This window comes from Pelagibius sp. 7325, from assembly GCF_037652055.1.
Taxonomy (GTDB): Bacteria; Pseudomonadota; Alphaproteobacteria; order Kiloniellales; family Kiloniellaceae; genus Pelagibius.
On sequence record NZ_JBBKAH010000005.1, the window covers coordinates 177,313 to 198,759 of the forward strand.

20 protein-coding genes are annotated in these 21,447 nt (G+C 67.6%); 10 read left to right on the forward strand and 10 right to left on the reverse strand.

Going from position 1 to position 21,447, the window contains the following annotated elements:
- Window positions 1–291, reverse strand: coding sequence for a hypothetical protein (locus WDC82_RS15885; protein ID WP_340118334.1), 291 nt, complete (start codon window positions 289–291; stop codon window positions 1–3).
- A gap of 217 nt (window positions 292–508) precedes the next feature.
- Between WDC82_RS15885 and WDC82_RS15890 the strand changes: the two genes are divergently transcribed.
- Window positions 509–1,039: a MarR family transcriptional regulator gene (locus tag WDC82_RS15890; protein WP_340118335.1), complete on the forward strand. Its 531-nt coding sequence runs from the start codon at window positions 509–511 to the stop codon at window positions 1,037–1,039.
- 248 nt (window positions 1,040–1,287) lie between these two features.
- Here the strand turns inward: WDC82_RS15890 and WDC82_RS15895 are convergent, their stop codons facing one another.
- The 5 genes from WDC82_RS15895 to gcvA form a co-directional block, all read right to left on the reverse strand.
- Window positions 1,288–2,028, reverse strand: a complete 741-nt coding sequence (locus tag WDC82_RS15895; RefSeq protein WP_340118336.1) for an SDR family oxidoreductase — start codon at window positions 2,026–2,028, stop codon at window positions 1,288–1,290.
- 57 nt (window positions 2,029–2,085) lie between these two features.
- Entirely contained in the window at window positions 2,086–2,907 is an 822-nt protein-coding gene (locus WDC82_RS15900) for an RNA methyltransferase (RefSeq protein ID WP_340118337.1), read from the reverse strand.
- An 11-nt stretch (window positions 2,908–2,918) separates the two neighbouring features.
- A complete protein-coding gene (locus tag WDC82_RS15905) occupies window positions 2,919–3,704 on the reverse strand; it encodes a hypothetical protein (RefSeq protein WP_340118338.1) in 786 nt (261 codons plus the stop codon).
- Complete coding sequence (cimA, locus tag WDC82_RS15910) at window positions 3,701–5,314, reverse strand: citramalate synthase (protein WP_340118339.1); 1,614 nt, start codon at window positions 5,312–5,314, stop codon at window positions 3,701–3,703. The genes WDC82_RS15905 and cimA overlap by 4 nt, the downstream gene beginning before the upstream one ends.
- A 177-nt stretch (window positions 5,315–5,491) precedes the next feature.
- Window positions 5,492–6,442: a transcriptional regulator GcvA gene (gene gcvA / locus WDC82_RS15915; RefSeq protein ID WP_340118340.1), complete on the reverse strand. Its 951-nt coding sequence runs from the start codon at window positions 6,440–6,442 to the stop codon at window positions 5,492–5,494.
- A gap of 153 nt (window positions 6,443–6,595) precedes the next feature.
- On the opposite strand from gcvA, the gene WDC82_RS15920 reads away from it, so the two are divergent.
- Window positions 6,596–6,895, forward strand: a complete 300-nt coding sequence (locus tag WDC82_RS15920; RefSeq protein ID WP_340118341.1) for a DUF1127 domain-containing protein — start codon at window positions 6,596–6,598, stop codon at window positions 6,893–6,895.
- 148 nt (window positions 6,896–7,043) lie between these two features.
- Here the strand turns inward: WDC82_RS15920 and WDC82_RS15925 are convergent, their stop codons facing one another.
- On the reverse strand, window positions 7,044–7,646 hold the full coding sequence (locus WDC82_RS15925) for a hypothetical protein (RefSeq protein WP_340118342.1): 603 nt from the start codon (window positions 7,644–7,646) through the stop codon (window positions 7,044–7,046).
- Between the two features lie 192 nt (window positions 7,647–7,838).
- On the opposite strand from WDC82_RS15925, the gene WDC82_RS15930 reads away from it, so the two are divergent.
- The 6 genes from WDC82_RS15930 to WDC82_RS15955 all read left to right on the forward strand — a co-directional run bounded on the left by WDC82_RS15930 (window position 7,839) and on the right by WDC82_RS15955 (window position 14,396).
- The gene (locus WDC82_RS15930; protein WP_340118343.1) at window positions 7,839–8,570 is read left to right on the forward strand and encodes an SIMPL domain-containing protein; all 732 of its coding nucleotides are present in this window, start codon (window positions 7,839–7,841) and stop codon (window positions 8,568–8,570) included.
- Between the two features lie 207 nt (window positions 8,571–8,777).
- Entirely contained in the window at window positions 8,778–10,172 is a 1,395-nt protein-coding gene (locus WDC82_RS15935; RefSeq protein WP_340118344.1) for a class II 3-deoxy-7-phosphoheptulonate synthase, read from the forward strand.
- Window positions 10,173–10,416: 244 nt separating this feature from the next.
- Complete coding sequence (locus tag WDC82_RS15940; RefSeq protein WP_340118345.1) at window positions 10,417–10,821, forward strand: hypothetical protein; 405 nt, start codon at window positions 10,417–10,419, stop codon at window positions 10,819–10,821.
- Window positions 10,822–11,014: 193 nt separating this feature from the next.
- Window positions 11,015–12,208 (forward strand): nicotinate phosphoribosyltransferase, encoded by a 1,194-nt coding sequence (locus WDC82_RS15945; RefSeq protein WP_340118346.1) that lies wholly within the window; start codon window positions 11,015–11,017, stop codon window positions 12,206–12,208.
- Window positions 12,209–12,232: 24 nt separating this feature from the next.
- Window positions 12,233–12,685 carry a SufE family protein gene (locus WDC82_RS15950; protein ID WP_340118347.1) on the forward strand — a complete coding sequence of 151 codons (453 nt, stop codon included), beginning with the start codon at window positions 12,233–12,235 and terminating at the stop codon, window positions 12,683–12,685.
- 10 nt (window positions 12,686–12,695) lie between these two features.
- Window positions 12,696–14,396, forward strand: coding sequence for an NAD+ synthase (locus tag WDC82_RS15955; protein WP_340118348.1), 1,701 nt, complete (start codon window positions 12,696–12,698; stop codon window positions 14,394–14,396).
- Between the two features lie 82 nt (window positions 14,397–14,478).
- Here the strand turns inward: WDC82_RS15955 and WDC82_RS15960 are convergent, their stop codons facing one another.
- Window positions 14,479–15,984 carry a methyl-accepting chemotaxis protein gene (locus WDC82_RS15960; protein ID WP_340118349.1) on the reverse strand — a complete coding sequence of 502 codons (1,506 nt, stop codon included), beginning with the start codon at window positions 15,982–15,984 and terminating at the stop codon, window positions 14,479–14,481.
- A gap of 540 nt (window positions 15,985–16,524) precedes the next feature.
- On the opposite strand from WDC82_RS15960, the gene gltX reads away from it, so the two are divergent.
- Complete coding sequence (gene gltX / locus WDC82_RS15965; RefSeq protein WP_340118350.1) at window positions 16,525–17,865, forward strand: glutamate--tRNA ligase; 1,341 nt, start codon at window positions 16,525–16,527, stop codon at window positions 17,863–17,865.
- A gap of 172 nt (window positions 17,866–18,037) precedes the next feature.
- Complete coding sequence (gene cysS, locus WDC82_RS15970; protein ID WP_340118351.1) at window positions 18,038–19,420, forward strand: cysteine--tRNA ligase; 1,383 nt, start codon at window positions 18,038–18,040, stop codon at window positions 19,418–19,420.
- A gap of 62 nt (window positions 19,421–19,482) precedes the next feature.
- On the opposite strand, the gene WDC82_RS15975 is transcribed toward cysS, so the two are convergent.
- Window positions 19,483–20,001 (reverse strand): hypothetical protein, encoded by a 519-nt coding sequence (locus WDC82_RS15975; protein WP_340118352.1) that lies wholly within the window; start codon window positions 19,999–20,001, stop codon window positions 19,483–19,485.
- 5 nt (window positions 20,002–20,006) lie between these two features.
- Window positions 20,007–21,383 carry a glutathione-disulfide reductase gene (gor, locus tag WDC82_RS15980; RefSeq protein ID WP_340118353.1) on the reverse strand — a complete coding sequence of 459 codons (1,377 nt, stop codon included), beginning with the start codon at window positions 21,381–21,383 and terminating at the stop codon, window positions 20,007–20,009.
- Between the last annotated feature and the right edge of the window lie 64 nt (window positions 21,384–21,447).

Consider the following 21,447-nt stretch of genomic DNA (forward strand, 5'->3'; position numbering starts at 1 on the left):
TCAGGCGTCCGCCTCGGGCGCCTCGAGGACCTGGCTCGGCGCCGGCTCGTGGGGCACCAGGGACTTCTTCTCGTCGCTGCTCCACGACGCAATGCGCACGCCGACCAGCTTTGCCTTGTCATCGGGGTTCTCGGCCACCGACTCCCAGATGTGCAGGCCGTCGGCGTCGAGGAAGAAAGTGTGATCGCCGAAATTCTGCTTCAGCGCCGGCATCGACGGGTTGTCGTCCGGCACCACGCTGGCGCCGGTCTGCTCCTGAATGCGCTGGGTCTGCAGTTCGCTAAGCCTCATGGGTTCTTACCTTTCGCTCGAGTCGATTGATTTTCTGTGGGGAAGGGTTCGCTGGGCCGCATCATGGGAGCTACTGCCGTCTCCCGCGCACGCGCGTTGTTGCTTGAGCGCCGCCTGCATCACTTCTAATATATTTTCAGCTGAAAACTTTTCAAGTCAAAGTACTTGGCCGGGGTGCCGGGCAGCTTGAAAAGCGCGGAAACAGGGGCCTTTCTCGATGCAGACAACCAAGCAGAACCCGGCGCGGCGTGGCCGCCTGGGCACCACCGCGGCCCGCAGCCAGGACGTCCTGACGGCGCTGAGGCGGATCATCCGCGCCACCGATCTGCATTCCAAACAGCTCGCCCGCGACGTCGGGTTAACCACGCCGCAGGCCGTGGTGCTGCAGGCAGTGCGCGACCTCGGCGAGGTGACCACCGGCCAGCTGTCGCGCCGCGTCAGCCTCAGCCAAGGCACGGTAACGACGATTCTCGATCGCCTGGAGGAACGCGGCCTGGTCGAGCGCTATCGCAGCACCGCCGACCGCCGCGTGGTGCACGGGCGCCTCACGCGGCGCGGCCGCAACCTGCTGGCCAAGACACCGCCGCTGCTGCACGAGAAATTCACCGAGGCCTTCAGCGGCCTCAGTGCCGCGCGCCAGGATCGCATCATCACGACCCTGGACGAGATTGCCGCGATGATGGGCGCCGCCGACCTCGATGCGGCCCCGCTGCTGGACAGCGGCTCATCGGTGAAGCGGGCGGAGTAGCGGCGGGGCGAAAGGATGCAATGTTCTCTCGCGTCCATGCAGGCGACATTCGGCAGCGCCACAGCCAAACCTGTCGTCCCGGCACTTGATGCCAGGACCCATTGCCCTATCCGCTCATTGAACCTCAGAGAAATTGGTGCGGCAGGCACTGAGGATGCAAACTTCTCTGAGCGTTGCCACGCACTGACGCCAATGGGTCCCGGGGTCAAGCCCCGGGACGACACCGGCGCGTGGCAATCACGTCAACTCTATCCCCGCCCGATGAAGGGCATCTTGGTCGACATGATGGTCATGAACTGCACGTTGGCCTCCGGCGGCAGATCGGCCATGTGCACGACGGCATTGGCCACGTGCTGCACATCCATGGTCGGCTCCGGCTTGATCGTGCCATCGGCCTGCGGCACGCCCTGGGCCATGCGCTCGGTCATGTGCGAGGCGGCGTTGCCGATGTCGATCTGGCCGCAGGCGATGTCGTAGGGCCGCCCGTCGAGGGAGATCGAGCGGGTGAGGCCCGTCACCGCGTGCTTCGAAGACGTATAAGGCGCCGAGCCCGGCCGCGGCGCATGCGCCGAAATGGAGCCGTTGTTGATGATGCGCCCGCCCTGCGGCTTTTGGCGCTGCATCAGCTTGAAGGCCGCGGAGGCGCAGAGAAACATGCCGTGGAGGTTCACGTCGATGACCTTCTTCCAGGCGCTCCATTCGAGGTCGCCGAAATTGGTCGCCGGCACGTTGGTGCCCGCGTTGTTGAAGATCACGTCGAGGCGGCCGAACGCCTGCTCGATCCTGGCGAACATCGCGGCGACCGCGTCCGGATCGCTGACGTCGCAGGGCAGCACCAACAAGTTGCCGCCGGCTTCGGTGTCGGTTGCCTTCAGTCCCTCCTCGCGCCGCGCGCAGATCGCGACGCGATAGCCCGCCTTCGCCAGGGCCAGCGCCACCGCCCTGCCGATGCCCGAACTCGCGCCCGTCACCAATGCCGTCTTCGCCATTTCCTTCCTCCGCAGTGTTGTCGTTGATCGAATGTTCGATGCCGGCCGAGCCGGGGATTAGTCGTCTGCCCGCTGCGCCTTTTTCTTCTGCTGCCGGGCTTCCTCGGCGCGCCGCGCGCGGCCCTTCTTGTCGCGCAGGGCGACGATCACGCCGTGCAGCGTGTTCACCTCGTTCTCCGTCGGCGCCATGCGCAGGAACATGTTGCGCAGGTTCCGCAGCATGCTCGGCACCTTTTCCGGCGGGAAGAGGAAGCCCGTGATGTCGAGTTCAGCCTCCAGGCGCTGGAAGAAGTTCTCCATCTCCGCCTTGCTGGCAGGCTGGCCGGCGTTGGTCTCCAGGTAGCGCGGCGGCGTCTCGTCGCCGGCAAGAAACCAGGCATGGCCGACCAGCAGCACGGCCTGGGCGAGGTTCAGCGAAGCGAAAGCGGGGTTGAGCGGGACGGTGAGCGCCGCATCGGCCAGCGCGATGTCGTCGTTCACGAGGCCGGAGCGCTCCGGTCCGAACATGAGGCCGCAGCTGCGGCCCGCCGCCGCTTCCTGGCGCAGCTCCGCGGCCGCCTGCGCCGGCGTGACGATCAGCTTCACCATGCCACGCGGCCGTGCCGTGGTGGCGTAGACGCGGTGCAGGTCGGCGATGGCCGCGGCGGTCGAGTCGAAGAGCTTTGCATTCTCGATGACGGCGTCGGCCCCGGAGGCAGCGGCGATGGCGAGCGGATTGGGCCAGCCGTCGCGCGGGCGCACCAGGCGCAGTTCGGTGAGGCCGCAGTTCAGCATGGCGCGCGCCACCATGCCGATGTTCTCGCCCAGCTGCGGTTCGACCAGGATGACGGCCGGGCCCGGCGGCAGGTCGGTGGTGCGGGAACGATCTGTGCCGGACATTGAACGCCGCCCTACTGCGGCAGCAGGGTCTCGGCGCGCTGCACCGCATCGGCGAGCGGCATGCCGACTTCGAGATCGGGATGGAAGAACAGCCGGAACACCGCCTCGCCCAGCGGCGTCAGCATCGGCCCCTCCTCTGCGTTGGCGACCAGGCCGGTCAGCTCCGGCCCCAGGGTGACGGCCCCGAGACCCCAGACCGTCGCCAGGATGAAGGAAGCCTCGCGCGCGCGCTCCGGCTCGTCGTCGGCCAGCAGCACCACGCCGCGGCGCCGCGCGTCGGGCGCGAAGGAGAACATGAAGGGCCAGGTGCCGATCTCGAAACGCGCCAGCATGCCGCGGTTGAAATCGCTGCCGGTGGCGAGCTCGACCAGACGGCTGCGCGGGCCGATCACGATGACCAGATCCGCCTGCGGGACGAAGGCGGCGACATTGTCGCCTGCCGCCGGCAGCGGGCCGCTTTCGACCAGGTCGATTGACACACCCGAGGCAGCGGCGAAGGGGGCCGCGGCGCCCTGGTAGATCGACCGCAGCGTATCCGCCTCGGCAGACAGCAGCGCGACGGTGAGCTCGCCCCGGCGACGCCAGAACTCAGCCTCCGGCAGGCCGAAGAGCGGACGCGCCTCACCGCGCGCCACCAGCCGCTTGAACGCGGTCAGCACCTCGGCGCGGACCACCTCGGCGCCCTCGGTGGCCTCCACCGCGGAGGGCTCCTCCGCCTGACCCGAGGTCTGTGCAGCCAAAGGCAACGGCAGTGCCGCGAGCAATGCGGCAGCGAAGGCCAGGAAAGCTCGTCTCATTGCGCCGCCTCCCGCGGAACGGCCGCGCCATCCTGGAACAGCTTCCAGGTGATGCCGTCGTGCAGCGCGTTGAAGGAGGCATCGATGATGTTGGTGGAGACGCCGATGGTGGTCCAGCGCCGGCCGTTGGCATCGGCGCTTTCGATCATCACGCGGGTAACCGCGCGGGTGCCGGCCTGCGGCGTCAGGATACGCACCTTGTAGTCGACCAGGCGCATGTCCTGAAGCTGCGGATAGATCGGCACGAGCGCCTTGCGCAGCGCGGTGTCGAGTGCGTTCACCGGGCCGTTGCCGTCGGCGACCTCCATCTTGGCGTGCCCGGCGACCTCCAGGGTCACCGTTGCCTCGGACTCGGTGACCAGCTCGCCCTTCGCGTTCCAGCGGCGGTCGTCCATGATGCGAAAGCGGGTCAGCGAGAAGTAGCCCGGCACCTCGCCCCGCGCGCGCCGCGCCAGCAGCTCGAAGGAAGCCTCGGCGCCGTCGTAGGCGAAGCCCTCGAACTCACGCGCCTTCACCTCCTCGACCAGCTTGTTCACGTGCGGGTCTTTGGGATCGAGATCGATGCCGATCTCACCGAGGCGCGCGAGGATGTTGGCGCGCCCGGCCTGATCCGACACCACGATGTGGCGGCGGTTGCCGACCAGTGCGGGGTCGATGTGCTCGTAGGTGCGCGGGTCCTTGGCGACGGCGGAGACATGCAGGCCGCCCTTGTGCGCGAAGGCGGACTCGCCGACGTAGGCGGCGCCGCGCGACGGCTGCCGGTTCAGCCGCTCGTCCAGCAGCCGCGATACGTGGGTCAGCTGCGACAGCGCGTGGTCGTCGAGGCCAATGTCGAAATCCGTCTTCAGTTTCAGCGACGCGATCAGCGAGATGAGGTTGGCGTTGCCGCAGCGCTCGCCCAGGCCGTTGACCGTGCCCTGCACCTGGCGCGCGCCGGCGTGGATCGCCGCCAGCGAGTTGGCCACCGCGTTCTCGGTGTCGTTGTGGCAGTGGATGCCGACTTGCGTGCCCGGAATGCGCTCGCAGACCGTGCCGACGATACGCTCGATCTCCTGCGGCAGGGTGCCGCCGTTGGTGTCGCAGAGCACGACCCAGCGCGCGCCGGCCTTGTGCGCCGCCTCGATGCACTCCAGGGCGTAGGCCGGGTTGGCCTTGAAGCCGTCGAAGAAGTGCTCGGCGTCGAACATCACCTCGCTCTTGCGGGTGAGGGCATGGGCAACGGACTCGCCAATCATGGCGACGTTTTCGGCGCGCGGGATCTCCAGCGCGACATCGACATGGAAGTCCCAGGTCTTGCCGACCATGCAGACGGCGTCGGCCTTGGAGTTCACCAGCGCCGCGAGGCCGGGATCGTTGTCGGCGCTGCGCCCGGGCCGACGGGTCATCCCGAAAGCGACGAAGCGGCTGGTCTTAAAGGCCGGCGGGTCGGCGAAGAAGGCGTCGTCGGTGGGATTGGCACCGGGCCAGCCGCCTTCGACGTAGTCGATGCCCAGCTTGTCGAGAGCCCGCGCGATGGCGCCCTTGTCGGGGACCGTGAAGTCCACGCCCTGGGTCTGCGCCCCGTCGCGCAGGGTCGAATCGAAGAGATAGACCCGCCTGTCGTTCACCATTTTCCGTCCTGACCCGCTCGCCCCGGCCCGTTGTTCCCAACGCGCTCAACCAGGCCCGCGCCCCTTTTGGGGGCTATTCACCACAGCCCGGGGGGTACGTCAACTTAAGGGCCCGCGCAGCTTTCGGATATAGGCCCCGGCAGCGGCCGCCTACCCTCCCTCCCCATGAGCCAGGAATCACACCAGCGGCACATCCTGATCCGGCGGCGCGGCGCCGTGGGTGAAGGCGCGGCCCTCCTCCACCAGCCAGTCGCGGAAGGCGATCACCTTCGGCTTGCGCGCGGCCGCCTCGGTGGTCAGCGCGAAATAGCTCATCGAGCCCTCGATCGCGCGGTCGAAGAGGCGCACCAGCCGGCCGGCGCGCAGGTCGTCGTCGGCCAGCGCCGCCCAGGTGAGCGCCACGCCCTGGCCGTGGATCGCCGCCTGCAGCAGCATGTAGCTGCTGGGGAAGGTCGGGCCCGCGGTGGCGTTGACGCCGCGCACGTTCAACAGCGTGAGCCAGACCTCCCAGTTGGCCATGGAGTTCACCTCGATGCGCACCGACTCGCTGTGCAGCAGCGTGTGGTGGACGAGGTCGCGGGCGCGGCGCAGCGGCGGTCCCTTGGCGAGCAGATCCGGGCTCGCCACGGCAAAGACCGTCTCGTGCATGAAGGGCACCGCCGCCAGGTCCGGAAAGGGGCCCTGGCCGAAGCGGATCGCCATGTCGACGGTGTCGGCCTCGGCGTGCAGGTCGACCAGGGTCGGATCGGGGCGGATGCGCAGGTCGACCTCGGGATGGCGCTGGTGGAAGCGCCCGAGGCGCGGAATCAGCCACTTCACCGCCAGGGACGGACTGACGGTCACTGTCAGGATGCCGCCCTCCTGCTCCTGACGCAGTTCCTCGATCTTGTGAAACAGGCGGCGGAAGGCGCTCTCCGCCGTCTCGGCGAGGTCGCGGCCCTTTTCCGTCAGGGTCAGGCCGCGCGCGCCGCGGTGGAACAGGGCAAAGCCCAGGCTGGCCTCCAGCTGCTTGATCTGCTGGCTGACCGCGCCCTGGGTGACGTGCAGCTCGGCCGCCGCCTTGGTGAAGCTGAGGTGCCGGGCCGCGACCTCGAAGGTGCGCAGCGCGGGCAGCGGCAGGGCCGCCATCAGGGGTTCTCCCGCAAGTCCGTCACATTAGCTCAACTTATATCAGCCATTATAAATGATGGTTTGTCGGAAATCGGCCGATGCTGGATATTTCTGGTCAGAAGCAAGCCGTTCTGTCAACGCCCTCGCAACCCGAGCCAATCAGGTGACCTAATGTCGAGCCTTTCGAACGGGGCCTCTCGCCGGGTCCCCGCCACTCTCCGTCTCTCCACCTCCCGCGGCCAGCAGAGCGACCTCGGGCGGCCGGATGCCCGCTGGCGCCTGGTGCGCAACCCCCTGCTGCGTGCCCTCGCCTGGATCGTGATGGCGGCCGCCCGGCCGCTGGTGCGCTGGCAGACGCGCATCCGCGACCGCGACTACCTGCAGCGGCTGCCGGACTACCTGCTGAGCGACATGGGCCTCGACCCGCACGAACTGCGCGAGGAAGCCCGCAAGCCGTTCTGGCGCCCCTGAACGACCCGCCGTTACCGGACAGCCCTTCTGGCAGGCTCAAAACGCCAGAACCTCAACCTGCTAGCCTCGACGGCGGGCGGCCTTCCCCCAGGGCCTCCCGCCGTTCTTTTGTGCGGCGGCTACCGCCCGCTGGTCTTTTGTCCGGCGGTTACCGCCCGCTGGCGGGGCCCTCCGGCGGCTGATCCGCCCGCTTCGCCCCGGCCTTCAGCGCGTCGATGCGCGCGGCGACCTGCGGGGCGTCGGCGATGCCGAAGAAGGCCTCGATGCGGTAGTTGTTGCCCAGGCCGCGCTGCCACCAGGGCAGCTTGCGGTTGACGAAGACAACGATCCCCATGGGACCCGGGGCCACCGGCGTGACCAGGGTGTCGTCGAGGTCGCCGGGGCCGAAGGCGCGCCGGCGTTGCCGCGGCCAGTCCTCCAGCACCAGCACGCGGCGGTCGGTGACCGCGTAGACCGTGTTGGCCGCCGCTCGCTGCGCAAAAAGTGGCGCCGCCGCCAGCCACAGCGCGTAGAGCAGCGCGGCGCCGATGAATATCGCAAAGAGCAAGCCGCGCAGGCCGCCCGGCCAGTCGGGGATGAAGCTCAGCCACAGGAAGCCGCCGATCACCACCAGGCCCAGCACCCCGCGGATCGTGTGCGGCAGCCGCGCCCGTGCCAGGACCCGGGGGTCCGGCCGGTCGGCCCACAGCAGCGCCTCGCCGGGCTGCAGCGCCGCGCGTGCGGTTTCGAGAGGATCTTGCGTAGGGCTCATGAGAGGGGGCTTGTGGCGAACGCGAAGCGGCGACCTTCCCGGTTTCCGACGCGGGCGTCAAGCGAGGCTCCCCCGGAATCGTCCCGGGCGCGCCTTGGAATCGCCATATCGCCGGAGCAGAGTCCGGCACAATCTCCGGACAATCACCCGCCAGACCATCAGGCGCCGGCCCCTCAGATCGCGGAACACCCCATGCCCAACAATCCCTTCGGCCTCGCCGCCGCCCTGGTCCTCGCCGTCGCCGTCGCGCTGGCCGGCTGGTTCGTCGGCGACGGCTTTCTCAAAGGCCGCACCAGCGACCGCTATGTCACCGTCAAGGGCCTCGCCGAGCGCGAGGTGGAGGCTGATCTCGCGGTCTGGCCGCTGCGCTTCGTCGCCACCGGCAACGACCTCGGCGCCGTGCAGCGGAAGATCGAGGACGACGCCCGACGGGTGCGCGACTTCCTCGCTGCCAGCGGCTTCACCGAAGAGGAGTTCGCCGGCGTCGACCTGCAGGTGACCGACCGCCTCGCCCAGCAGTACCAGCAGGGCAGCGTCGACAGCCGCTTCATCATTGCCCAGACCCTCACCCTGCGGACGACCAAGGTGCAGCAGGTGGTCGGCCTGATGGGCCGTCTGGGCGAACTGGTTTCCGCCGGCCTGGTGATGTCGGACGAGAACCAGTGGACCGCCGGGCCGACCTACATCTTCACCGGCCTCAACGACCTGAAGCCGGCGATGATCGCCCAGGCGACGGCCAACGCGCGCGAAGGCGCCGAGCAGTTCGCCGCCGATTCCGGCAGCCGCGTCGGCGGCATCCGCCGCGCCAACCAGGGCGTCTTCCAGATCCTGCCGCGCGACGACATTCCCAATGCCCAGGAAGCCAAGCAGATCCTGAAGACCGTCCGCGTAGTCTCGACCCTCGAATACCTGCTGGAGGACTAGACGCCCTGGCGCCTGCGGGGACAGGTTTTGCTTAGGGTTTTCCCGCTAATCTGGGGAGATCGGAGCGAGACTGCCGGAAATCCGCGCGACTCCAGGGTTAACCGCCGGTTACGGCGGCCTGAATGAGGGCTTTTCCTGTGGAAAAAGGGGGCCAAGGCGCGTAAAACCGGCGGTCCTACTGAAGTACAGGAATGAAAGAGGTCCGCCATGGCCACCCCCTGGGCGCCCGACAGCTGGCGCAAAAAGCCGATCCGGCAGGTGCCGGACTACGCCGACAAGACCGCGCTGGAGCGTGTGGAGAAGCAGCTCTCCAACTATCCGCCGCTGGTTTTTGCCGGCGAGGCACGCCGCCTGCGCGAGCAGCTGAACCAGGTGGCCGACGGCAAGGCTTTTCTGCTCCAGGGCGGCGACTGCGCGGAAAGCTTCGCCGAGTTCCACGCCAACAACATCCGCGACACCTTCCGCGTCATGCTGCAGATGGCAGTGGTGCTGACGTTCGGCGCCGCCTGCCCGATCGTGAAGGTCGGCCGCATGGCCGGCCAGTTCGCCAAGCCGCGCTCGGCACCCACTGAGGTGATCGACGGCGTCGAGTTGCCGAGCTACCGCGGCGACATCATCAACGGCATCGACTTCACCAAGGAGTCCCGCGAGCCGGATCCGGAGCGCCTGGTGCGCGCCTACAACCAGGCCGCCGCGACGCTGAACCTGCTGCGCGCCTTCGCCCAGGGCGGCTTCGCCGACCTGCACAAGGTGCACCAGTGGAACCTGGAGTTCGTCTCCGACGGTGCCCAGGGCCTGCGCTACAACGAACTGGCCAACCGCATCGACGAGGCGCTGAACTTCATGCGCGCCTGCGGCATCGAGCCGGCGACCGTGCCGGAGCTGCGCGAGACCGACTTCTACACCAGCCACGAGGCGCTGCTGCTGTGGTACGAGCAGGCGCTGACCCGCACCGACAGCCTGACCGGCAAGTGGTACGACTGCTCGGCGCACATGCTGTGGATCGGCGACCGCACGCGCGATCCCAACGAGGCGCACGTCGAGTTCATGCGCGGCATCCACAACCCGATCGGCATGAAGTGCGGTCCGACCACCGATCCGGACGAACTGATCCGCCTGATCGACGCCCTCAATCCGAAGAACGAGGGCGGCCGCCTGACGCTCATCGCCCGCATGGGCCACGACAAGGTGGCCGACCACCTGCCGGCGCTCATCCGTGCCGTCGAGCGCGAGGGCAAGAAGGTGGTGTGGTCCTGCGATCCGATGCACGGCAACACCATCAAGTCGCCCAGCGGCTACAAGACGCGGCCCTTCGACCGCGTGCTGGCCGAGGTGAAAAACTTCTTCGCCGTCCACCGCGCCGAGGGCACCTACGCCGGCGGCGTCCACTTCGAGATGACCGGCCAGGACGTCACCGAGTGCATCGGCGGCGCCCAGGCGATCAGCGACGAGACGCTGGGCGACCGCTACCACACCCACTGCGACCCGCGGCTCAACGCCAAGCAGTCGCTGGAACTCGCCTTCCTCATCGCCGAGGCGCTGAAGGAAGAGCGCCTGGCGCGCCAGAACGGCGACGCCGACAAGGTGGCCGCAGCCTCCTGAGCAAGCGCCGCGCCCCGCTCCCCGGGGCGCCGGCCTGAAGACAGCGGGGACCCGCCATCGCGGGTCCCCGTTTTTCCTTTCGCGGCCTGCGGCGTCGCTTCCAGCCGATATTTTGTGCGCTGCAGCATTTTCCATTGACAGCGGCACCGGCCGCTTCCTAACTAATCAGGCAACAGGCCGCGTCACGACAGGCCGACAACAAGCATTCCAGGGTTGGAGAAGCCCGTTTCGACGGAGTTTCAAGATGAATCCGACCTCTTCTCTTGCCGCGCGCCTTTCTTCCGGCTTTGACTCTTCCCCTGCCTCATCCGCCTCGGCGTCCTGGGCCACGCGCGTCCTGGACGGCCTGCGCCGCTTCGGCGAACGCCGGGCGCTCAAGCAAATGCTGGCCCTGCGCAGTGACCGTCTGCTCGCGGACATCGGGTACAGCCGCCAGGAACTGGCCGCCGAAATCGATGCCGCCGTGCAGTCCCTGCAGGAGCGCCGAGACGCCGAACGCCGCATCGAGCGCGAGCTGGCCGGGCACAGCGATGCCGAACTGGACTCCATGGGCATCGCCCGCCTCGATATCCGGCGCGTTTCCCGCGAGCGGGCCCGCCAGGCGGTGGCCGTCGGCCGGCCAAAGCCCCCTATGGCCCGCTCTGCCTGACAGGCCGGCCTAAGACAGGGGCCAGAGGCAGGGGCTAAGCCAGAGCTATAGCGCGGGCTGGCCGGTTTTTGCAGGCCAGCCATCCGCCTTTCGCCCCTGGCTTCGGCCGCGCGCTTCGCGTTAGAGTTCCCGCAAAAATCGCCCTAAGGCCTCGATCGAGGCCCACTTTCAGGACGGTGTGGAAGGAAACGTGATGCCCGAAGGCCCCAGCCGCCCGAAGAACAGCCGGCAAGAAGCAAGCCCGCAAGCGACCGTTCGCGGCGCCGGCTGGCCGACCGCCGAGGCCGACATCGCGGCCTGGACCGACGTCTACTTCAAGCGCACGCGCAAGGCGGTGGAGCGCTTCGGCGACATCCAGGCGACCTACGCCGTCTTCATGCGCCGCCCGGTGGTCTGCGCGCCGCGCCTGGCGCTGGACTGGCTGCAGGACATCGCCCAGCGCCGCGGCGTCACCTTCGAGGTCGACCTGCGCTATCCCGAAGGCAAGTGGGTCGGCGCCGGCGAGCCGATGTTCTACGTCACCGGCCCTCTCTCGCAGCTGGCGGATCTGGAAACCCTGCTGCTGCAGAAGCTGGGACCGACCTGCGTGGCCGCCTATAACGCCTACACCATGTGCGCCGACCTGCCCGCGGTCGCCTTCCTGGCGATGGACGCACGCCACTGCGCGGGCACCGAGATGGCCGAACTGATGGCCTATGCCGCCTCGGTCGGCTCCGAGCGGGCACGCCGTAAGGTCGGCGCCGTCGGATTCATCGGTAACGCCACCGACGCGACCGCCCATTACTTCGGCATCGACGCGGGCAAGGGCACCATGCCGCATGCCTTCATCGGCTATGCCGGCTCGACCCTGCGCGCCGCCGAGATGTACGACGAGACCTTCCCCGACGAGCCGATGACCGTGCTGGTCGACTACTTCGCCCGCGAGGTGACCGACGCCCTCACCTGCTGCCGCCGCTTTCCGCGGCGCGCCGCCGGGGGCAGCCTCGCCGTGCGCATCGACACCCCGGGCGGCCGCTTCATCGAAGGACTCGATCCGCCGGAATCCTACGCGGTGCTGGAGCGCAACGCCCCGGGTGCCCTGCGCGGCTATCGCTCGGACGACGAGTTGCGCTACCTGGTCGGCCCCGGCGTTTCCGCCGCCGCCGTGTGGCGCATGCGCGAATGTCTCGACCGCGAAGGCTTCCACAAGGTGAGGATCGTCTGCTCCTCCGGCTTCGGCCCGGCCAAGTGCCGCCTGATGGCCGAGGCCAAGGCGCCGGTCGACGTCATCGGCACCGGCTCCTACCTGCCGAACAAATGGTCCGAGACCTATGCCACGGCCGACGTGGTGGAGTACGACGGCGTGCCGCGGGTGAAGGTCGGCCGCGAGTTCCTGTTGCGCCGCTAGGCCTGCTGGCCGATAACTCGGGGCATGAGCGAGACCCCCATAAACGATGGCCTGCACGACCCCCGCGTCCAGGAGGTGATCGACAATTTCTCCTTCCTGGACGACTGGGAGGACCGCTTCCGCTATCTCATCGACCTGGGCCGCAAGCTGACGCCCATGGACGACGCCCTGAAGTCGGAAGAGACCAAGGTGCGCGGCTGCACCAGCCAGGTCTGGATCGTCAGCCGGGAGGAAGCCGGGCCCCCGGCCCGTCTGCATTTCATTGCCGACAGCGACGCGCATATCGTGAAGGGCCTGATCGCCGTGCTGATGGCGATCTACGACGGCCGCACGCCGCAGGAAATCCTCTCCGTCGACATCAAGAAGGCGCTCGGCGAGCTGGGCTTCGAACAGCATCTCAGCCCCAACCGTGCCAACGGCCTGTTCTCCATGGTCGAGCGCATCCGGGCCCTGGCGGCGCAAGGGGCGTCAGAGTAGGTATCCTTCCATGACCGACACCCTGAAGATCGCCCTCGCGCAGCTGAACCCCACCATGGGGGACATCGCCGGTAATCTTGCCCTGCTGCGCAAGGCGCGCGCCGAAGCGGCTGCCCGGGGCGCCGACCTGGTCATCGCCTCGGAGATGGTGATCACCGGCTACCCTACCGAGGACCTGGTGCTGAAGCCGATGTTCCTGGAGGCGGCCGAGAGCGCCCTTCAGGCGCTGGCATTGGACACCGCCGACGGCGGGCCCGGCATGATCGTGGGCGGGCCGTGGCGCCAGGACCCGACCGCCCGGCCGCCGCTCTACGGCAAGGTCTACAACACCGCCTACGTGCTGGACGGCGGCAAGGTGACCACCCACCGCACCAAGCACGACCTGCCGAACTACGGTGTGTTCGATGAGAAGCGCGTGTTCGGCGCCGGCCCGCTGCCCGGCCCGGTAAACTTCCGCGACGTGCGCCTGGGCGTGATGGTGTGCGAGGACATGTGGAAGCCGGACGTCAGCGAATGCCTGGAAGAGTCCGGCGCCGAGATCCTGATCGTCATCAACGGCTCGCCCTACGAGTTGGACAAAACCGAAGAGCGCATCCAGCTCGCCGTGCAGCGGGTCAACGAGACCAGCCTGCCGGTCATCTACGTGAACCAGGTCGGCGGCCAGGACGAGCTGGTGTTCGACGGCGCCTCCTTCATCCTGAACGAGGACAACGGCCTCGCCTGCCAGCTGCCGGCCTTCGAGGAAGCGCTGGAGGTTACCGAGTGGTATCGCGGACCCGCCGGCTGGACCTGCAATCCCGCGCACCGCGAAGCGCCTGCCGGGGGCATGGAGCCGATCTACGGCGCGCTCATGCTGGGCCTGCGCGACTACGTGAACAAGAACCGCTTTCCGGGAGTCATCATCGGCCTCTCCGGCGGCATCGATTCCGCGCTGACCGCGGCGGTGGCGGTCGACGCGCTGGGGCCGCAACGCGTCCACACGGTGATGATGCCCTCACCCTATACCAGCCAGGAGAGCCTGGACGATGCCGCGGAGGCCGCCCAGCTGATGGGGATCGGCATCGACAGCGTCTCCATCGAACCGGCGATGCAGGCCTTCAATACGATGCTGCAGCCGATCCTCAACGGCGCCGCTGCTGAAACCAATGCGGGCGACACCACCGAAGAGAACATCCAGGCGCGTTCACGCGGCCTGACGCTGATGGCGATCTCCAACAAGCTCGGCTACATGGTGCTGTCGACCGGCAACAAGTCGGAGGTCTCGGTCGGCTATGCGACGCTCTACGGTGACATGGTCGGCGGCTTCAATGTCCTGAAGGACCTCTACAAGATGATGGTCTTCGACCTCGCCCGCTGGCGCAACCAGGTGCTGCCCAAGGGCGCGCTGGGCCCGGCGGGCCGCGCCATCCCCGAGCGCATCATCACCAAGCCACCCTCGGCCGAGCTGAAGCCGGACCAGAAGGACGAGGACAGCCTGCCGCCCTATGCGGTGCTGGACGATATTCTGAAATGCCTCATCGAAGGCGAGGAGAGCGTCGACGCCATCGTCGCGCGCGGCCACGACCGCGAGCTGGTGAATCGCGTCTGGCGCATGCTGGAGCTGGCCGAGTACAAGCGCCGCCAGGCCTGCCCGGGCGTGAAGATCACCCGCCGCGCGTTCGGCAAGGACCGCCGCTACCCGATCACCAACGCGTTCCGCGGGCCCGCCTGACGCGGGTAGCCGCGGGCCCGCCTTCAAGCGGGCGAACGCGGCCCCTGGCGCTGAGCGCCCCGCCGGTCCGCGGCGACGCCGGTCAGAGCTTGCGCACCTCGACCAGGAAGCCATCCACGCGCTGGCGCAGCTCACTGGACTGGCGGCTCAACTCTCCCGCGGCCTCGCGCATCTGGCCGGCGGCGGCGCCGGTCTCCGATGACGCACCGGAGACGCCGCCGATGTTGTTGGTGACATCGCGGGTCGCAGCCTGCTGCTCTTCGACAGCCGCGGAGATCGCGGTCGTCACTTCGTTGATTTCGCCGATCACGCCGGTGATCACTTTGATCGCATCGACAGCCGACGTCGTGGATCCCTGGATCTCGCCGATCTGCTGGGCGATCTCTTCCGTCGCCTTGGCCGTTTGGGTCGCGAGCTGCTTTACTTCCGAAGCGACGACGGCGAAGCCCTTGCCCATCTCGCCGGCGCGCGCCGCCTCGATGGTCGCGTTGAGCGCCAGCAGATTGGTCTGCTCGGCGATGTCCTGGATCATCGTCACCACCTCGCCGATCTTCTGGGCACCGATCGCCAGGCTGTTCACCAGTTCGCCCGATCGCTTGGCCTCGGATACCGCGTTGCCGGTGATCGAGGCGCACTGCGAGATCTGTCGGCCGATTTCCTCGGCCGCCGCGGAAAGCTGTTCGGCGGCCGCGGCAACGGCCTGGGCCTGATCGCTGGCCGAAGCGGCGGTTCCGGAAAGCGCGTCGGCGTTGGATTGCATTTCCGTCGCCGCCGAGGAAACGGTCTGCACCACCGCGCCGATATTGCTTTCGAAATCATCGGCCAGGCGGACGCGGCCGGTGGCCACCGACCAGGTTACCATCGGGCCGATGTAGGTGCCCGCCTTGTTCACCACCGCTGAAACCCGCAGGTCCAAGGTTTCCTTGCCCAACTTGATCTTGGCATTGTGCGGCAGGTTGGCGGGATCCCGCAGCATCGCGCGCTGGTGCTCGGGATGTTTGTGGAAGATGTCGATGCAGGTGCCCTTGAGTTCATCCACCGACACCGGCAGCAAGGCTTGCAATGGCTTCAGGGTGTCGAGGCTGGTCTGGTTGACGTAGGTGATCTCCAGGCTGTCGCGGTCGGCCAGCATGACGTTGATCGGCATCTGGTCCAGCATGGTCAGCAGCGTCTCCGCTTCCTGCTCCTGGCGAACCTGGGCAGTGACGATCCTCCAGGACAGCATCGGGCCGAGGTAGCGTCCGCCGCGGCCCATGATCGGCGTCACCAGCAGGTCGAGATACTCGCCGCCCACTTCGATGCGGGTCTCCCACGGCAGGTTCTTCGGATCGGAGAGCAGCTTGCGCTGATGTTCGGGATGCTTGTGAAAGACATCGACGCAGGACCCCACGATTCTGTCCGCGGATACGGGCAGAACATGCTCGATCGACTTCAGCGCGTCCAGCGACGCCTTGTTGGCGTAGGTGATGGTGAAGTTCTTGAGGTCCATGGTCATCACCGGAACCGGCATGTTGTCGACCATCTGGACCAGTTCGTCGCGGCTGAACGACATTACGTTGCCGGATTTCTTGCGCAGCGGAATAATCAAAGTTCGGCCCTCCTACGGATGCCCTGAGATTCGAGCGGCGGCCGGGACGAGCGCATGAAGCGGCGCATAGACTTCTTCCATCGGCAGCAGTCCGGAAAAATAAACCTTTTGCCTAAACATTGCGTTAAATGCCGTGTATCTCGATGAAGGTTTTCCCGCAAAACGCGAATACCCCCTCTCGATAAGAACGGGTTCAGCAGCGAGGCGGCGACAAGCCACACCCTGCCTTCCCCCCTGAGATCGGGACGCAGGCACTCGACCGCGGACCCGCGATAGATCAGCGGGTACCAACTCGGTCGAATGCAAATTATGGGGATCCACTGAAAAACTTCTTAACTATGTTGATTATTTTTATGGACGAAACGGCCAAAAACTTCCGCCGCCACCCGCCGTCCGGACGATCGAGGCCAACAGGGCCAGACGGCCATCGCCGCAGCGGCCATCGACGCCGGTCTTTGCGCTTTCGGCCCGGCGGTGATACCTAAAGCGCGCCCAGTCCCCGCGGCCTTGCCGCCCGCTCCTACCGCTTCGAGGCCCTGGTTGACGTTCAAAGTCCGTTTCGCCCCCAGCCCGACCGGCCTGCTGCACGTCGGCAACGCCCGCCAGGCGCTGGTAAACTGGCTGTTCGTGCGGGCCCAGGGCGGGCACTTCCTGCTGCGCATCGACGACACCGACACGGAACGCTCGACGCCCGCCTTCGCTGCGGCCATCGAGGCCGACCTCACCTGGCTGGGCCTGACCTGGGACGAGAAGGCGGTGCAGTCCGAGCGGCTCGAGCGCTATGCCGCCGCCGCCGAGCGCCTTAAGGCCGCCGGACGCTTGTATGCCTGCTACGAGACGCCGGAGGAATTGGGCCTCAAGCGCAAGGTCGCGCTGGCCGCCGGCCGGCCGCCGATCTACGACCGCGCCGCGCTGTCCCTCAGCGATGCCGACAAAGCGAAGCTGGAGGCCGAGGGCCGCCGCCCGCACTGGCGCTTCAAGCTGGTGCAGGGCGAGATCGCCTGGGAGGACCTCATCCGCGGGCCGGTTTCCTTCCAGGGTGAGAACCTCAGCGACCCGGTGCTGCTGCGCGAGGACGGCCGCCCGCTTTACACCCTCACCTCCGTCGTCGACGACATCGAGCTGGCGGTCACCCATGTCCTGCGCGGCGAGGATCACGTCGCCAATACGGCGGTGCAGGTTCAGCTGTTCCAGGCGCTGGCCCAAAACGGCATCGGCTACGTCCCGGCCTTCGGCCACCTCTCGCTGATCGCCGGTGCCGGCGGCGAGGCGCTCTCCAAGCGCCTCGGCTCGCTCTCCCTCGCCTCCCTGCGCGAGAGCGGGCTGGAAGCGATGACGATCAACAGCTATCTCGCCCGCCTCGGCACGCCGGACCCGATCGAGCCCTTCGCGGACCTGGAGGCCCTGGCCGACACCTTCGACATCACCCGCTTCGGCCGCGCGACCCCGAAGTTCGATCCGGCCGAGCTGGAGCACCTGAACGCCCGCCTGCTGCACGGGCTGCCCTTCGAGGCCGTGGCCGGGCGCCTGCCGGCCGGTTTCGACGCCGAGCTCTGGGCGGCGGTGCGGCCCAACCTCAGCCGCCTCGCCGAGGCCGAGGCTTGGCTCGCGATCTGCCGCGGACCGGTGATCCCGCAGATCGAGGACGCCGCCTTCGCCGCCGCGGCCGCCGACCTGCTGCCGCCGGAGCCCTGGGACGACGCCACCTGGAGCACCTGGACCGGCGCCGTGAAGGACGCGACGGGGCGCAAGGGCAAGGCCCTCTTCATGCCGCTGCGCCTGGCGCTCACCGGGCTCGACCACGGGCCCGAGCTGAAGGCCCTGCTGCCGCTCATCGGGCGCGAGCGCGCCGCCCAGCGTCTGGCCGGCAAGACGGCCTGATCTTCAACGTTCTTGACCTCGCCTCTCAGGGCCGTAAAGTCCGCCCTATGACGATCCGGATCGAGTTCCGTCCCGCGCGATGTCTGTGCGGTCTGGCCTAAGGCCAAGACTGTCCCCGCCGCATGGCCGGAGCCTGCCGGCCGCCCCTTCCAGACGATCCGGAATTCCTCGCATGGACCTGCATTTCCACAACACGCTGACGCGCCGCAAGGAACGCTTCGAGCCGCTCGATCCGAACAACGTCCGCATGTACGTCTGCGGCCCGACGGTCTACGATTTCGCGCACATCGGCAACGCGCGGCCGGTGGTAGTGTTCGACGTGCTGTTCCGCCTGCTGCGCCATCTCTACGGCGACGACCACGTCGCGTACGCGCGCAACTTCACCGACGTCGACGACAAGATCATGCAGGCCGCCAAGGACAGCGGCGAGATGATCGAGGCGATCACCCGGCGCACCACGCAGGCCTATCACGACGACATGGACGCGCTGGGCGCGCTGCGGCCGACGGTGGAGCCGCGCGCCACCCAGCACATCGGCCAGATGGTGGCGATGATCCAGGCGCTGGTCGATAACGGCCACGCCTACGAGGCCGAGGGCCACGTGCTGTTCTCGGTGCCCTCGATGCCCGACTATGGCGAACTGTCGCGCCTGGACCGCGACGCGCTGGTTGCCGGCGCGCGCGTCGACGTCGCGCCCTACAAGAAGGACGCGGCCGACTTCGTGCTGTGGAAGCCGTCGACCGCCGAGCAGCCGGGCTGGGAGAGCCCCTGGGGCCGCGGCCGCCCGGGCTGGCACATCGAATGCTCGGCGATGGCCGAGGAGCACCTGGGCCAGGTCTTCGACATCCACGGCGGCGGCCTCGACCTCGTCTTCCCGCACCATGAGAACGAGATCGCGCAGAGCCGCTGCGCCCACGGCACCAAGCAGATGGCGCGGCTGTGGATGCACAATGGTTATGTGGTGGTGAACGGCGAGAAGATGTCGAAGTCGCTCGGCAACTTCTTCACCGTGCGCCAGTTGCTGGAAGAAGGCCTGCGCGGCGAGGCGATCCGTCTCGCGCTGCTCTCCGGCCACTACCGCGCGCCCTTGGACATCACCCGCGAGAAGATCGCCGAGTGCAAGGGCCAGCTGGATCGCTTGTACGGCGCGCTGCGCGGCATCGACGCGGATCCGAACGCCGAGCCACCGGCGGCGATGCTGGCGGCGCTGGCCGACGACCTCAACACGCCACTGGCCGTCGCCGAGCTGCACGAGGTCGCCACGGCGATGAACAAGGCGAAGGACGAAGACAAGCGCGAAACCCTGGCCGGCGCACTGCTGGCCGGCGGCATGCTGCTGGGTCTGCTGGAAGACGATCCGGATGCCTGGTTCAAGGGCGCGGCGGGTGAAGGCGACCTGTCGGCCGAAGAAATCGAGGCGCTGATCGCCGCGCGGATCGACGCGCGCAAAGCGAAGAACTTCGCTGAGGCCGACCGCATCCGCGACGACCTGCTGGGCCGGGGCATCACCCTGGAAGACGGGCCGGGCGGAACCATCTGGCGACGCGCGGACTGAGCGAACCCAGCCGTTCCATGGACCCGCGGGCCAAGCCCGCGGGTGACAATTTAAGAATACCCCTACTCCGCCGCCTTGGCGGTGCTGGATGAGGGGGAAGCAGCCTCGCGCCGGCGTACCAGCCACTCCACAAGCGCTGCCGCTGCGATGCCGAGGGGCAGCGTGAGGTACCAACCATAGACGACCGAAAAGACGCTCATTCCGAGCGCACTAAGAAGATCCCCGCCGCGCCCAAAAAGGGATTGCTCTGGCCACACCAGGTTAAGCACCCCGAGCAGAACTTGGCACACCGCACCGATCAGCAGGTGTGCGATGACCACTGTCGAGCCGCCAACCACAAATGCACGGCCGAACAGCGGCTCGCAACGCAAGCGCCAGTCAAAGTACCGGCTCACGAAAAAGGCGACGACCGCAGATAAGATAGCCGCGAGAGCGAAAAATGACCGCACCCAGATGGTCTCTGAGAAGGAATTGTCCGGATGGGGAACGTCATGAACCACCATGGCGGCCAAAGCCGCCACCCCTGCCGCGCCCGCGAAAAAGGCCGCTCCCAGATAGGTCATACGGGAAGCGGCCGTCATCTCCCCTACTCCGCCGCCTTGGCGGTGGCGTCGGGGATCGGTTCGCGCATGGTCACGAATTCCTCGGCCGCGGTCGGGTGGATGCCGACGGTGGAGTCGAAGATCTGCTTGGTGGCGCCGGCCTTGATGGCGACGGCCATGCCCTGGACGATCTCCGGTGCGTCGAGGCCCACCATGTGGACGCCGACCACCTTCTGGCCGGCACGCTCGACCACCAGCTTCATCATGGTCTTCTCGTCGCGGCCCGAGAGGGTGTGTTTCAAGGGGCGGAAGGTGGAGCGGTAGATGTCGACGGCGCCGTAGGTCTCGCGTGCCTGGATTTCGGTCAGACCCACGGTGCCGACCGGCGGATGGCTGAAGACGGCCGAGGGCACGTCGGCATGGTTCATGGCGCGCGGCGTGCCGCGGTAGACCGTGTCGACGAAGGCCATGGCCTCCTGGATCGCGACGGGGGTCAGGTTGATGCGGTCGGTGACGTCGCCCACCGCGTAGATGTTGTCGACCGTGGTCCTGGAGTATTCGTCGACCTTGATGGCGCCGCGCCTGTTCAGCTCGACGCCGACCTGCTCCAGGCCGAGGTTCTCGACGTTGGGCTTCCTGCCCGTCGCCGCCATGACGAGGTCGGTCTCCAGGGTCGAGCCGTCCGAAAGATGGAGCAAGAGATCGCTTTCGCGCTTTTCGATGCGATCGATGGTGGTCTCGACGATGAGGTTGATGCCCTTCTTCACGATCTCGCCGGCCAGGGTGTTGCGCACGTCGTCGTCGAAACCGCGCAGGATCTGCGGGCCGCGGTAGATCTGCGTCACCTGGCTGCCCAGTCCGTTGAAGATGCCGGCGAACTCCACCGCGATGAAACCGCCGCCGGCGATCACCGCGCGCTTGGGCAGTTCCTTCAGGTGGAAGGCCTCATTGGAGGAGATGCCGTGCTCCCAGCCGGGCTCCATCGGGAAGGTCGGCGTGCCGCCGGTGGCGATCAGGATGGTCTCGGCGGTGAAGGTCCGGTCGCCGACTTCGATCGTATGCGCGTCGTTGAGACGGGCGTGGCCGTGGAAGATCTCGACCCCGGCATTGCCCAGGAGCTTCTGGTAGATGCCCTCCAGCCGGTCGATTTCGGTATCCTTGCTGGCGATCAGGCGGGCCCAGTCGAAGCGAGGCTCGGGCACCGTCCAGCCGAAGCCGGCGGCGTCCTCGAAGTCCTCGTGGAAGTGGCTGGCGTAGGACAGCAGCTTCTTGGGCACGCAGCCGCGGATCACACAGGTGCCGCCGTAGCGGTAGGACTCCGCGATGGCCACGCGGGCCCCGGTCGCCGCCGCCATGCGGGCGCCCCGGACGCCGCCGGAACCACCGCCGATGACAAAAAGTTCGTAGTCGTAGCCGGCCATCTTTTACCCTTCGAAACGTCCGCCGCCCCCCGGCTAAGCTGGCACCAAGCTGGGGTCGGGCCGG

Coding starts and splice junctions, on each gene's coding strand:
- WDC82_RS15895 (WP_340118336.1), bottom strand. CDS start 2,028: ATGGCGAAGACGGCATTGGTGACGGGCGCGAGTTCGGGCATCGGCAGG.
- cysS (WP_340118351.1), top strand. CDS start 18,038: ATGGACCTGCATTTCCACAACACGCTGACGCGCCGCAAGGAACGCTTC.
- WDC82_RS15900 (WP_340118337.1), bottom strand. CDS start 2,907: ATGTCCGGCACAGATCGTTCCCGCACCACCGACCTGCCGCCGGGCCCG.
- WDC82_RS15925 (WP_340118342.1), bottom strand. CDS start 7,646: ATGAGCCCTACGCAAGATCCTCTCGAAACCGCACGCGCGGCGCTGCAG.
- WDC82_RS15920 (WP_340118341.1), top strand. CDS start 6,596: ATGTCGAGCCTTTCGAACGGGGCCTCTCGCCGGGTCCCCGCCACTCTC.
- WDC82_RS15885 (WP_340118334.1), bottom strand. CDS start 291: ATGAGGCTTAGCGAACTGCAGACCCAGCGCATTCAGGAGCAGACCGGC.
- WDC82_RS15950 (WP_340118347.1), top strand. CDS start 12,233: ATGAGCGAGACCCCCATAAACGATGGCCTGCACGACCCCCGCGTCCAG.
- WDC82_RS15940 (WP_340118345.1), top strand. CDS start 10,417: ATGAATCCGACCTCTTCTCTTGCCGCGCGCCTTTCTTCCGGCTTTGAC.
- WDC82_RS15975 (WP_340118352.1), bottom strand. CDS start 20,001: ATGACGGCCGCTTCCCGTATGACCTATCTGGGAGCGGCCTTTTTCGCG.
- cimA (WP_340118339.1), bottom strand. CDS start 5,314: ATGGTGAACGACAGGCGGGTCTATCTCTTCGATTCGACCCTGCGCGAC.
- WDC82_RS15890 (WP_340118335.1), top strand. CDS start 509: ATGCAGACAACCAAGCAGAACCCGGCGCGGCGTGGCCGCCTGGGCACC.
- WDC82_RS15935 (WP_340118344.1), top strand. CDS start 8,778: ATGGCCACCCCCTGGGCGCCCGACAGCTGGCGCAAAAAGCCGATCCGG.
- WDC82_RS15930 (WP_340118343.1), top strand. CDS start 7,839: ATGCCCAACAATCCCTTCGGCCTCGCCGCCGCCCTGGTCCTCGCCGTC.
- WDC82_RS15955 (WP_340118348.1), top strand. CDS start 12,696: ATGACCGACACCCTGAAGATCGCCCTCGCGCAGCTGAACCCCACCATG.
- gor (WP_340118353.1), bottom strand. CDS start 21,383: ATGGCCGGCTACGACTACGAACTTTTTGTCATCGGCGGTGGTTCCGGC.
- WDC82_RS15905 (WP_340118338.1), bottom strand. CDS start 3,704: ATGAGACGAGCTTTCCTGGCCTTCGCTGCCGCATTGCTCGCGGCACTG.
- gcvA (WP_340118340.1), bottom strand. CDS start 6,442: ATGGCGGCCCTGCCGCTGCCCGCGCTGCGCACCTTCGAGGTCGCGGCC.
- WDC82_RS15945 (WP_340118346.1), top strand. CDS start 11,015: ATGCCCGAAGGCCCCAGCCGCCCGAAGAACAGCCGGCAAGAAGCAAGC.